This window comes from Aeromonas sp. 160P (genome assembly GCF_055193095.1).
The window spans coordinates 817,501-830,064 of the sequence record NZ_JBUXKV010000001.1 but is presented as its reverse complement, the minus strand read 5'-3'; the positions used below and the strand labels follow the sequence as shown (position 1 = coordinate 830,064).

Annotated in this window: 6 protein-coding genes, 2 tRNA genes and 2 rRNA genes (1 of these 10 only partly in view); 4 read left to right on the top strand and 6 right to left on the bottom strand. The window is 57.6% G+C overall.

What is annotated here, in order from left to right:
• Positions 1-333 precede the first annotated feature (333 nt).
• On the top strand, positions 334-1,983 hold the full coding sequence (gene pgi, locus ACY8FN_RS03930; protein WP_463099282.1) for a glucose-6-phosphate isomerase: 1,650 nt from the start codon (positions 334-336) through the stop codon (positions 1,981-1,983).
• A gap of 249 nt (positions 1,984-2,232) precedes the next feature.
• Here pgi and ilvC read toward each other — a convergent pair whose 3' ends face one another.
• Complete coding sequence (gene ilvC, locus ACY8FN_RS03925) at positions 2,233-3,714, bottom strand: ketol-acid reductoisomerase (RefSeq protein WP_463099281.1); 1,482 nt, start codon at positions 3,712-3,714, stop codon at positions 2,233-2,235.
• Between the two features lie 254 nt (positions 3,715-3,968).
• Between ilvC and ilvY the strand changes: the two genes are divergently transcribed.
• Entirely contained in the window at positions 3,969-4,862 is an 894-nt protein-coding gene (ilvY, locus tag ACY8FN_RS03920) for an HTH-type transcriptional activator IlvY (protein WP_463099280.1), read from the top strand.
• On the opposite strand, the gene ACY8FN_RS03915 is transcribed toward ilvY, so the two are convergent.
• Positions 4,851-5,711, bottom strand: a complete 861-nt coding sequence (locus ACY8FN_RS03915; RefSeq protein WP_463099279.1) for a hypothetical protein — start codon at positions 5,709-5,711, stop codon at positions 4,851-4,853. The two genes, ilvY and ACY8FN_RS03915, sit on opposite strands and share 12 nt — an antisense overlap.
• A gap of 192 nt (positions 5,712-5,903) precedes the next feature.
• Between ACY8FN_RS03915 and ACY8FN_RS03910 the strand changes: the two genes are divergently transcribed.
• The gene (locus tag ACY8FN_RS03910) at positions 5,904-6,095 is read left to right on the top strand and encodes a hypothetical protein (RefSeq protein ID WP_463099278.1); all 192 of its coding nucleotides are present in this window, start codon (positions 5,904-5,906) and stop codon (positions 6,093-6,095) included.
• Positions 6,096-6,168: 73 nt separating this feature from the next.
• The gene (locus ACY8FN_RS03905) at positions 6,169-8,751 is read left to right on the top strand and encodes a bifunctional acetate--CoA ligase family protein/GNAT family N-acetyltransferase (RefSeq protein ID WP_463099277.1); all 2,583 of its coding nucleotides are present in this window, start codon (positions 6,169-6,171) and stop codon (positions 8,749-8,751) included.
• A gap of 266 nt (positions 8,752-9,017) precedes the next feature.
• Here ACY8FN_RS03905 and ACY8FN_RS03900 read toward each other — a convergent pair.
• From ACY8FN_RS03900 to ACY8FN_RS03885, 4 genes are all read right to left on the bottom strand, one after another.
• Positions 9,018-9,094: transfer RNA gene (locus ACY8FN_RS03900), tRNA-Asp, on the bottom strand.
• A 98-nt stretch (positions 9,095-9,192) separates the two neighbouring features.
• Positions 9,193-9,307, bottom strand: a 5S ribosomal RNA gene (rrf, locus tag ACY8FN_RS03895).
• A 129-nt stretch (positions 9,308-9,436) separates the two neighbouring features.
• A 23S ribosomal RNA gene (locus tag ACY8FN_RS03890) occupies positions 9,437-12,326 on the bottom strand.
• Between the two features lie 237 nt (positions 12,327-12,563).
• A tRNA-Glu gene (locus ACY8FN_RS03885) sits at position 12,564 on the bottom strand; it runs 75 nt beyond the window's last position.

Below are 12,564 nucleotides of genomic sequence, written 5' to 3'. Positions count from 1 at the left end.
CAACGCACAATGCCAGCCTTCGGGCTGGCATTGTCGTTTCTGGCCCCGGCCCATGACCATTGCGATGCATAACCACGCCAACCGGATGAAAACAATTTCAGGCCATCGGGGTGGCTCCAATCATGAGCAAGCGCAAGATCCGCCTTGCTTTCGTGACTCATAATCCCAATGTTCTGGTTGTATGCTCCCGACCGTGACCCACTGCGGTAAAAGACAATCGGTAAAAATCTGTTACACGGGCCGCCCGATCGGCTCGCTATAATGCTCGGATAATAAGGTTTGGCGGAACCTTGCCTGCAAGGTTCAAACACAACTTGGCATTTCAGGAATCCTATGAAAAATATCAATCCAACCCAAACCCAGGCCTGGCAGGCACTGGAAGCCCACTTTGCAGCAAACAAAGAGACACAACTCAAGGATCTGTTCGCGCAGGACCCGAAGCGCTTTGACAAGTTTTCCCTCACCTTCGGCGGCGATATTCTGGTTGATTACTCAAAGAACCTGATCACCGAGGAAACCCTCAATTTGCTGGTTAATCTGGCCAAAGAGACAGATCTTCGCAGCGCGATCGATGCCATGTTCAATGGCGAAAAGATCAACATGACCGAGGGCCGCTCGGTACTGCACGTGGCCCTGCGCAACCGCTCCGACCGCCCCGTCGAGTGCGACGGCAAGGATGTGATGCCGGAAGTGAACGCCGTACTGGCCAAGATGAAAGGCTTCTGCGAGAAGGTAATCGGAGGCGAGTGGAAAGGCTACACCGGCAAGGCGATCCAGCACGTGGTCAACATCGGGATCGGTGGCTCTGATCTGGGCCCTGTGATGATCACCGAGGCACTGCGCCCCTACAAAAACCACCTGCAGATGCACTTCGTCTCCAACGTCGATGGCACCCACATCGCCGAAACCCTGAAGAATATCGATCCGGAAACAACCCTGTTCCTGGTGGCCTCCAAGACCTTCACCACTCAGGAGACCATGACCAACGCCCTGACCGCCCGCGACTGGTTCATCAACATCGCCGGTGACAAGGCCCACGTTGCCAAGCACTTCGCTGCGCTCTCCACCAACGGCAAGGCCGTAGCCGAGTTCGGTATCGACACCAACAACATGTTCGAGTTCTGGGACTGGGTTGGCGGCCGCTACTCCTCCTGGTCTGCCATCGGCATGCCTATCGCCCTGTCGGTCGGTTTCGAACACTTCGAAGCCCTGCTGCAAGGCGCCTTCGAGATGGACATGCACTTCGCCACTGCCTCCTATGAGCAGAACGTGCCGGTGCTGCTGGCGCTGATTGGCCTGTGGTACAACAACTTCCATGGTGCCGAGTCCGAAGCCATTCTGCCGTACGACCAGTACATGCACCGCTTCCCTGCCTACTTCCAGCAGGGCAACATGGAATCCAACGGCAAGTACGTGGATCGCAACGGCAAGCCGGTTGATTACCAGACTGGCCCCATCATCTGGGGTGAGCCGGGCACCAACGGCCAGCACGCCTTCTACCAGCTGATCCACCAGGGCACCAAGCTGATCCCCTGTGACTTCCTGGCGCCAGCCATCAGCCACAACCCGATCGGTGACCACCATCCGAAACTGCTGGCCAACTTCTTCGCCCAGACCGAGGCACTGGCCTTCGGCAAGAGCAAAGAACAGGTTGAAGCCGAGTTCCTGGCTGCTGGCAAAACCCTGGAGCAGGTCAAGGATCTGGTGCCGTTCAAGGTGTTCGAAGGCAACCGCCCGACCAACAGCATACTGTTCAAGAGCCTGACCCCGAAAACCCTGGGTGCCCTGATCGCCATGTACGAGCACAAGATCTTCGTACAGGGCGCAATCTGGAACATCTTCTCCTTCGACCAGTGGGGCGTGGAGCTGGGTAAACAGCTGGCCAACAAGATCCTGCCGGAGCTCAACACCGCCGAGGCTGTCACCAGCCACGACTGCTCCACCAACGGTCTGATCAACACCTGGAAAGCGTGGAAAGCCTGATTTATCCAGCCTTTCTGAATGCAAAAGCCCCGCTCGATGAGCGGGGCTTTTTTATGACTGTCAGGCTGATTTTTCTGGCTGGCTGGTCGGGTGTCCAGTCCGACCGGCAACGGGGATCGTCATCCCCGCCCCTTCATCATCCCACCCGATGCAGGCTTAACCGCCAACGGCGATGCGCTTCATGTCTTTCATGTAACCGCGCAGTACCTGACCGATCTTCTCGATCGGGTGGTTGCGGGTCATACCTGATTAACCGCCAACAGCGATGCGTTTCATGTCCTTCATGTAACCGCGCAGTACCTGACCGATCTTCTCGATCGGATGGTTGCGGGTCGCCTCGTTGGCCGCCAGCAACGCCAGGTTGTCGACGCTCTGCCCTTCCGCCTTGCAGGCCCCCAGATCGCCCGCCTTCAGAGTCGGCATGAAGTGCTCACGCAGCAACGGTACAGCGGCGTTGGCAAACAGATAGTTGCCGTACTCGGCGGTGTCGGAGATGACCACGTTCATCTCGTACAGACGCTTGCGAGCAACGGTGTTGGCGATCAGCGGCAGCTCGTGCAGGGATTCGTAGTAGGCGGACTCCTCGTAAATACCGGAGGCCACCATGGTCTCGAACGCCAGCTCGACACCCGCCTTGACCATGGCCACCATCACTACGCCATTGTCGAAATACTCCTGCTCGGCGATCTTGCCAGCGAACGCGGGGGCATTTTCGAAGGCAGACTTACCGGTCTCTTCACGCCAGGTGAACAGTTTGACGTCATCTTCGGCCCAGTCGGCCATCATGCCGCGGGAGAACTCACCGGCAATGATGTCATCCATGTGCTTCTCGAACAGCGGGCGCATCAGGGTGCGCAGTTGCTCGGAGAGCTCGAAGGCGCGCAGTTTGGCCGGGTTGGAGAGGCGGTCCATCATCAGGCTGATGCCACCCTGCTTCAGAGCTTCGGTGATGGTCTCCCAGCCGAACTGGATCAGCTTACCAGCGTAGGCTTTGTCAGTCCCTTCGGCAACCAGCTTGTCGTAGCAGAGCAGGGAACCGGCCTGCAGCATGCCGCAGAGGATGGTCTGCTCGCCCATCAGGTCAGATTTCACTTCCGCCACGAAGGAGGACTCCAGCACCCCGGCACGGTCGCCGCCGGTGGCAGAGGCCCACGCCTTGGCGATGGCCATGCCTTCGCCCTTGGGATCGTTCTCCGGGTGGACAGCGAGCAGAGTCGGCACACCGAAACCGCGCTTGTACTCTTCACGCACTTCGGTACCCGGGCACTTGGGCGCTACCATGACGACAGTGATGTCGGCGCGGATCTGCTGACCCTCTTCCACCACGTTGAAGCCGTGGGAGTAGCCCAGTGCGGCGCCCTGCTTCATCAGCGGCATCACGGTTTTGACGACGTCGGAGTGCTGCTTGTCCGGAGTCAGGTTCAACACCAGATCCGCGGTCGGGATCAGCTCTTCATAAGTGCCGACCACGAAGCCGTTGTCAGTAGCCTTCTGCCAGGAGGCGCGCTTCTCGGTGATGGCAGCCTTGCGCAGGGCGTAGGAGATATCAAGCCCTGAGTCACGCATGTTCAGACCCTGGTTCAGCCCCTGGGCACCACAGCCCACAATCACCACCTTCTTGCCCTTCAGCACGTCGCAACCGTCGGCGAATTCCGCTCGCTGCATGAAACGACACTTGCCCAGTTGAGCCAACTGCTGACGCAGGTTCAAGGTGTTGAAATAGTTAGCCATGGTGATTGCTCCGTTCGATTGATTCCATGCCGGTTAGCGGCGTTGTCTGAACCACTATAGCGCGGGACACTTATTGCCTGAACTGATATATTCGAAACAGTATGTTGCAAGAATTGAAAGGTGATTCTTGGCAGTTTCACTCTAAGCGCGCCCCCCGTTTCGGCAATATTGCCGCTGAATTGTGCGGGGATGCTGTTGCCAGAGCCGAACGGTTTGGCATGACTCCATGCCCTGACTGCAGCAGGAAGTGATCAATGGACCTTCGCAATCTCGAGCTGTTTCTCCACCTCGCCGACTCCCTTCATTTCGGCAAAAGCGCCGATGCCATGGCGGTCAGCCCCTCCACCCTGAGCCGCGCCATCCAGCGGCTGGAGCAGGAGACCGGCTGCATCCTGTTCGAGCGGGACAACCGCTCGGTTCGGCTCACCCCCGCCGGCGAGAAGCTGCGCGAATTTGGCGGCGGCCTGTTGCAGGAGTGGCGTCAGCTCAAGCAGGAGCTCAAACGCAGCGATGAACCGCTGCAGGGGCGGCTGCGGGTCTTCTGCTCGGTCACCGCCAGTTACTTTCTGCTGCCCGAGGTGCTGGAGCGCTTTCGCCGCCGCTACCCCCAGCTGGAGATCAAGCTGGAGACCGGCGACCCGGCGCTGGCGGTGGACAAAATCCTGGCCGACGAGGCCGATCTCGCCATCGCCGCCCGTCCCGACGCTCTGCCCGCCAAGCTGGAGTTCGCCAGCCTGCAACTGGTGCCGCTGGTCTTTATCGCGCCGCGCAATGCCCCGCAGCTGAACCAGTGGTTCCGTCAGGGCGAGCCGGACTGGGAGCAGCTACCGCTGATCCTCTCCGAGCAGGGGCTGGCCCGCAAACGCAGCGATCAGTGGTTTCGCAACAAGGGAATCGCCCCCAACATCTATGCCGAAGTGGCGGGTAACGAGGGGATCGTCGCCATGGTGGCGCTCGGTTGCGGCGTGGGATTGGTACCGGCGGCGGTGATCGACCACAGCCCGCTCGGCGACAAGGTGCGGATCATCGATCTCAAACCCGCCTTCAAGCCATTTGATGTGGGGATCGGGGTGCTCAAGAAGCGGTTGGAAGAGCCGCTGATCCGCGCCTTCTGGGATACCGCGCAGAATCAAAGCTCACTGCGCTGACACCGGATTATAGATAAGGGCCGGATCGGCCATCATGACGCGACTGGGCAACGGCAGGTCGGGGTTGTGCAGCTCGAGGCGCACCCGTTCATCCAGTTTCAGCCGCCGAATGGTGCTGCCAAATCCCTCTTCAAAGACCCGGTCAAAAGCACCAGACTGCCGCGCCCGCAGCAGGCCGAGCTCGATGCGCTGCGCCAGCTCCGGATATTTGGGCGAGACGAAAAACAGCAGCGCCAGCGGATAGCGAAACACCAGACGGGGCTCGATGGCGAGATCCGGATGCTCCTTGAGTTCATCCTCGACCTCGATGACCGAGCGCAGGAAGCAGTCAAAGTGCTTTTTGCGCAGCATGTTGAAGAGTGCCTCATAAAGGTTGCCCACCGTCACCTTGAGGCCGTTGGCCTTGAGCAGCTGGGTATCGGGCCAGGATCTGTGCTGACCGATGGAGAGCCCGGCGCTATGCCAGTCCGCCAATGACCCGATCGCGGCAAATCGCCCCTCATCCCCCTGCCGAACCAGACAGACCCGCCACCCCAGCAGCCCCTTGGCCAGCGGCATGTGCACCGCCAGCAGATCCCGCTCTCGCTCACCATCCGGGGCAAAGACACCGACCTGAACCAGCTCGCCGCTACGCAGCGCCTTCACCGCCCGTCCCTGCTCCATTTGCGGACTAGGCACCAGTTGGTAGGGGCCATATTCGGGCACAGTCAGATCGAGGGAGAGGCGCAGCAACTGGACGACGGCGGGGTTGGGGTGATCCAGCAGCAGATTCCAGACGCGGATAGGCTGCTCGGTTGCCGTTGCGCCAACCGTCCACAGGGCCATGCACCACCACCAGACTCTGATCATCCCTTGCACCATCCGTGCCTCATGCTCCTCGCCATACTATAACGCCAGCCAGCGCCTCAACGGAGCCCTCTCTGAAAGATGTGTGAGCGCTCTCGTGTCAAATCTCGTGTCAGAAGTGACAATAGGCAAACCCGGCAGCTCATCGCAGACTGGGCGTTCATCAACAAACGCCAAGGCGCAGGGAGGAGAGCCATGAAACAGCATCTGGTAGAGATCAAGGGTTCAACCCTGTTTGACGAGTATCTACAAAGCATGGGGGTGCCCAGCACGGCGCTGGACCGGGAGCAGGATATCTATCTGCAGGAACTCCACCTGGGCGCCATTCGCCGGGTGCAAGGCGAACTGCGCTTTTATCTGCGTGCCAATGCCCTGAACAAACGGTGATCAGGATCCGGTCACAGAACCTGCAGCAAAGGCGTATTAGACTGGTATCTTCCCCCTTTTGACGGGAGTGCCCATGAAAGCAAGCGGTCTGGATCGGCTTTTTAAACCCCAATCAATCGCCGTGATCGGCGCCTCGACCGACCCGCTCAAAGCGGGTCATGTGATCGTGCGCCACCTGCTAGCGGGCCAGTTCAAAGGGCCCATCCTCCCCGTCACCCCGCGCAACAAGGCCATCGCCGGCGTGCTGGCCTATCCCGATATCGCCAGCCTGCCGCTAACCCCGGATCTCGCCATCATCTGCACCAGACGGGAGCGAGTCTTGCCACTGCTGGAAGCGCTCGGCCAAAAGGGCGCGGGAGCGGCCATCATACTGGCCGCCGACTTTTCCCCCGAAGAGCGGCTGGAGCTGAAACGGGTCTGCCAGCAATATGGCATTCGCCTGCTCGGCCCCAACAGCATGGGGATGCTGCTGCCCGGCCAGGGGATCAACGCCAGCTTTTCGCCCATTGCCGCCAAGCCGGGACAGGTCGCTTTTCTGTCGCAATCCGCCGCCGTCAGCACCACCATTCTGGATTGGGCCAAACAGCATGAGCTGGGCTTTTCCGCCTTCATCTCCCTTGGCGATCACTGCGATATCGACTTCGGCCAGCTGCTGGATCAGCTCTCCCGCGACAGCGTCACCCGCGCCATCTTGATCTACATGGACAAGCTACACGACGCCCGCCACTTTCTCTCGGCGGCGCGGGCAGCCTCGCGCAACAAGCCAATCCTGGTGCTGAAAAGCGGGCGCCACGATCCGGCCCACGGCCTCGACAATGTCTATGATGCCGCCATCCGCCGCGCCGGTATGCTGCGGGTGCGAGATACCCACGAACTGTTCGCCGCGGTTGAAACCCTGAGCCACTCCATGACCCTCAAGGGGGAGCGGCTCGCCATTATCTCCAACGGCCGCGGGCTGGCCAATATGGCGGTGGATGTGCTGCTGGAGCGCGGCGGCAAGCTGGCGCGTCCACCGCTCGATATCGGCAGCGATGCCACTATCACCACCTATCAGGAGGCGCTGGACAGCGTGTTGCAGGAAGATGGCATCGACGCCATCCTGATCATCCACGCCCCCTCGCTCACGGCACCGAGCGCGCCGCTGGCCAGCCATCTTATCGCCCATCTGAAACAGCACCCCAGAGCGCGCCGTTTCAATATCCTCACCAACTGGGCAGGCGAATACTCGGCGCAGGAGGGGCGCAAGCTCTTTACCGAGGCGAGCTTCCCGACCTACCGTACCCCGGAAAGCGCCATGGCCGCCTTCATGCACATGGTGGAATACCGTCGCAACCAGAAGCAGCTGATGGAAACCCCGGCGTCACTGCACGGCAACCAGCTCAATGTCGAGCTGTGCCAACAACTGATCCGTCAGGCGCAGGAGCGCAAGCAGCTGAGGCTGGATACCCATCTGGTGCACCCGATTTTGCAAGCCGCAGGTCTCTCGACCCTGCCAACCTGGATCGTCACCGACGCCATCGAGGCGACCCTGACCGCCGAGCAGATCGGCTATCCGGTGGCAGTGAAACTGCGCTCGCCAGATATCCTGCACAAGTCCGCCGTTCACGGTGTGGTGCTCAACCTGCGCACCTCGGCCGAAGTGGCGCAAGCCGCAGATGCCATTCTGGATCGAGTCAGACAACACGATCCGGGCGCCCGTATCGAAGGCTTGCTGGTGCAGCGGATGGCCCGCCGCAGCGGCGGCCTGGAGCTGCGGGTGCGGATCCAACAAGACGCCATCTTTGGCCCTGTCATCCTGCTGGGCGAGTCGGGCGCCGAACCGCAGGAGATGGTAGCAGCGCTACCGCCGCTCAATCAGGCGCTGGCCCGTTACCAGATCATCGGCGCCCTCAAAAGCCGCAAGATCCGCGAACAGGCCACGCCGGAGCGACTAGATATTGATGCCTTGGGTCAGGTGCTCTGCCAACTCTCCGAGCTGCTGCTCGCCTTTCCGGAGATTCAGGAGCTGGATCTGCATCCGCTACAAGCGTGCGGTGCCGAGATGGTAGTACTGGATGCCAGCCTCACGCTGGCAGACCCCGCCATCCCGACCAGCAATCGACTGGCGATCCGCCCCTATCCCACCGAACTGGAGGAGGGTGCCTGGCTGAAAGACCAGCGCCACATCCTGCTGCGCCCGATCCGGCCGGAAGATGAACCGGCCCACAAGCAGTTCGTGCTGCAAGTCTCCGATGAAGACAGGTACAAACGCTTCTTCGCCGATGTGGGTGAACTGGGCCATGAAGAGCTGGCTCGCATGACCCAGATCGATTACGACCGGGAGATGGCCTTTGTGGCGGTAGGTCAGGATGGCGAGCTGCAGGATCAGATCCTTGGCGTGGTGCGCGCTATCTCGACCCCGGACCTGAGCGATGCCGAGTTTGCCATTTTGGTGCGATCAGACTTGAAAGGGGTGGGGCTCGGCAAATTGATGATGGAGAAGATCATCCGTTATGCCAAAGAGCAGGGGATTGGCCAGTTATCCGGCATGACCATGCCGAGCAATCGCGGCATGATCAACCTCGCCAAGAGGCTTGGCTTCAAGATCGATGTGCAGATGGAGGATGGGGTGGTCAATATGGAACTGCCCTGTAGCCAACAGGCAACAGAAGGCTGATTTGACCACCTGTAGAGTCGTTCAAATGGCTGTAAATGAAGCAGATAAGGCTCTGATATAGCTAGAAAATGGTTGGAATAGCGGGCTATCTGGCCATCCTTCCGGCAGGGAAAAACCAGCCATTGGCGGTTTAACACGCTAAAAACACCAAAGCCCGGTTGTGAGACCGGGCTTTGCTGTTCGCGCTGGTGTGCAAACATCGGGTCACTGGGCAAAATCTACCCATAGCAAAAGGCCTTCCCATTCGGGAAGGCCTTTAAAATTACTGGCGGAGCGGACGGGACTCGAACCCGCGACCCCCGGCGTGACAGGCCGGTATTCTAACCAACTGAACTACCGCTCCGCTATTTGGTTAGCTTTTCGCTAAATCTTTTGCCGCTTATCAGAGGTGTCATCCTCTCGGCCAATGACGTGATTCTTCACATCACTGTTTAATTGGGTGCCTGGCAGTGTCCTACTCTCGCATGGCGAATGCCACACTACCATCGGCGCTACCGCGTTTCACTTCTGAGTTCGGCATGGGATCAGGTGGTTCCACGGCGCTATGGCCGCCAGGCAAATAACTTCAATCTGAGAAAGCTGACGTGAATAACAACTTGGCTAGTTTGCTTTGTCATTATCACTGAATTTTTAAGTAGTTCACTTGGTATCTGTTACAAGTCTCAGAACACTTCTTGGGTGTTGTATGGTTAAGCCTCACGGGTAATTAGTATGGGTTAGCTCAACACGTCGCCGCGCTTACACACCCCACCTATCAACGTTGTGGTCTCCAACGGCCCTTTAGGACCCTCAAGGGGTCAGGGATGACTCATCTCAGGGCTCGCTTCCCGCTTAGATGCTTTCAGCGGTTATCGATTCCGAACTTAGCTACCGGGCAGTGCCACTGGCGTGACAACCCGAACACCAGAGGTTCGTTCACTCCGGTCCTCTCGTACTAGGAGCAACTCCCTTCAATCATCCAACGCCCACGGCAGATAGGGACCGAACTGTCTCACGACGTTCTGAACCCAGCTCGCGTACCACTTTAAATGGCGAACAGCCATACCCTTGGGACCGACTTCAGCCCCAGGATGTGATGAGCCGACATCGAGGTGCCAAACACCGCCGTCGATATGAACTCTTGGGCGGTATCAGCCTGTTATCCCCGGAGTACCTTTTATCCGTTGAGCGATGGCCCTTCCATTCAGAACCACCGGATCACTATGACCTACTTTCGTACCTGCTCGACCTGTCCGTCTCGCAGTTAAGCTGGCTTATGCCATTGCACTAACCTCCTGATGTCCGACCAGGATTAGCCAACCTTCGTGCTCCTCCGTTACTCTTTGGGAGGAGACCGCCCCAGTCAAACTACCCACCAGGCACTGTCCGCGAGCCCGATTCAGGGCCCTGCGTTAGAACATCAAACATACAAGGGTGGTATTTCAAGGACGGCTCCAGCGCAACTGGCGTCACGCCTTCAAAGCCTCCCACCTATCCTACACATGTAGGTTCAATGTTCAGTGCCAAGCTGTAGTAAAGGTTCACGGGGTCTTTCCGTCTAGCCGCGGGTACACCGCATCTTCACGGCGAATTCGATTTCACTGAGTCTCGGGTGGAGACAGCATGGCCATGGTTACACCATTCGTGCAGGTCGGAACTTACCCGACAAGGAATTTCGCTACCTTAGGACCGTTATAGTTACGGCCGCCGTTTACCGGGGCTTCGATCAAGAGCTTCGCTTGCGCTAACCCCATCAATTAACCTTCCGGCACCGGGCAGGTGTCACACCCTATACGTCCACTTTCGTGTTTGCAGAGTGCTGTGTTTTTGATAAACAGTCCCAGCCATCTGGTCACTGCGACTCCCAACTGCTCCATCCGCAAGGGACTTCACTGTCAAGAGCGAACCTTCTCCCGAAGTTACGGTTCTATTTTGCCTAGTTCCTTCACCCGAGTTCTCTCAAGCGCCTTGGTATTCTCTACCCGACCACCTGTGTCGGTTTGGGGTACGATGACTTGTAATCTGAAGCTTAGAGGCTTTTCCTGGAAGCATGGCATCAATGGCTTCCGCACCGTAGTGCGTTCGTCTCGTGTCTCAGCGTTGTATCTCCGGATTTGCCTAGAAATACCGCCTACGCACTTTCACCAGGACAACCGTCGCCTGGCCCACCTAGCCTTCTCCGTCCCCCCATCGCAATTACAAGTCGTGCAGGAATATTAACCTGCTTCCCATCGATTACGCCTTTCGGCCTCACCTTAGGGGTCGACTCACCCTGCCCCGATTAACGTTGGACAGGAACCCTTGGTCTTCCGGCGAGGAGGTTTTTCACCCCCTTTATCGTTACTTACGTCAGCATTCGCACTTCTGATATCTCCAGCATACCTCTCGATACACCTTCGCAGACTTACAGAACGCTCCCCTACCACTCACACATAAGTGTGAATCCGCAGCTTCGGTGCCTGGTTTGAGCCCCGTTACATCTTCCGCGCAGGCCGACTCGACTAGTGAGCTATTACGCTTTCTTTAAATGATGGCTGCTTCTAAGCCAACATCCTAGCTGTCTGAGCCTTCCCACATCGTTTCCCACTTAACCAGAACTTTGGGACCTTAGCTGGCGGTCTGGGTTGTTTCCCTCTTCACGACGGACGTTAGCACCCGCCGTGTGTCTCCCGGATATTACTTACTGGTATTCGGAGTTTGCATGGAGTTGGTAAGTCGGGATGACCCCCTAGTCCAAACAGTGCTCTACCCCCAGTAGTATTCGTCCGAGGCGCTACCTAAATAGCTTTCGGGGAGAACCAGCTATCTCCGAGTTTGATTGGCCTTTCACCCCCAGCCACAGGTCATCCCCTAACTTTGCAACGTTAGTGGGTTCGGTCCTCCAGTTGATGTTACTCAACCTTCAACCTGCCCATGGCTAGATCACCCGGTTTCGGGTCTACACCTTGCAACTAGACGCCCAGTTAAGACTCGGTTTCCCTACGGCTCCCCTATACGGTTAACCTCGCTACAAAATGTAAGTCGCTGACCCATTATACAAAAGGTACGCAGTCACCCCGAAGGGCTCCCACTGCTTGTACGTACACGGTTTCAGGTTCTATTTCACTCCCCTCACAGGGGTTCTTTTCGCCTTTCCCTCACGGTACTGGTTCACTATCGGTCAGTCAGGAGTATTTAGCCTTGGAGGATGGTCCCCCCATATTCAGACAGGATGTCACGTGTCCCGCCCTACTCGATTTCACTTCAAGGTCGTTTTCATGTACGGGGCTATCACCCTGTATCGCTGGCCTTTCCAGGACCATTCCACTAACTTCCAAGAAACTTAAGGGCTAATCCCCGTTCGCTCGCCGCTACTAAGGGAATCTCGGTTGATTTCTTTTCCTCGGGGTACTTAGATGTTTCAGTTCTCCCGGTTCGCCTCGTTAAGCTATGTATTCACTTAACGATACCCAGCTTATGCTGGGTGGGTTTCCCCATTCGGAAATCTGTGAGTAATAGCGTCTCTTACCGACTTCTCACAGCTTATCGCAGGTTAGTACGTCCTTCATCGCCTCTGACTGCCAAGGCATCCACCATGTACGCTTAGTCACTTAACCATACAACCCCAAGAAGTGTCGTCGAAACAACGCTTGCTTGTTGATGTACAACAAGGACCAAAATAAATTTTGGTTTTCGCCAAGAAGTTTCCAAAGCACTTGTAACAAATGTTTGAGAACTACTTTTTAAATCAGCTTTCCAGATTGTTAAAGAGCATGTTTGCAACGGTCATCGACCGAAGAAAACAGACATAAACACGCATGCTTATGTCTGCATTCTTGTTAGCAAAAGAGAAGT

Excerpts from the sequence above, each read along its gene's own strand:
- pgi (WP_463099282.1), top strand. The coding sequence starts at position 334 with ATGAAAAATATCAATCCAACCCAAACCCAGGCCTGGCAGGCACTGGAA.
- ilvC (WP_463099281.1), bottom strand. The coding sequence starts at position 3,714 with ATGGCTAACTATTTCAACACCTTGAACCTGCGTCAGCAGTTGGCTCAA.
- ilvY (WP_463099280.1), top strand. The coding sequence starts at position 3,969 with ATGGACCTTCGCAATCTCGAGCTGTTTCTCCACCTCGCCGACTCCCTT.
- ACY8FN_RS03915 (WP_463099279.1), bottom strand. The coding sequence starts at position 5,711 with ATGATCAGAGTCTGGTGGTGGTGCATGGCCCTGTGGACGGTTGGCGCA.
- ACY8FN_RS03910 (WP_463099278.1), top strand. The coding sequence starts at position 5,904 with ATGAAACAGCATCTGGTAGAGATCAAGGGTTCAACCCTGTTTGACGAG.
- ACY8FN_RS03905 (WP_463099277.1), top strand. The coding sequence starts at position 6,169 with ATGAAAGCAAGCGGTCTGGATCGGCTTTTTAAACCCCAATCAATCGCC.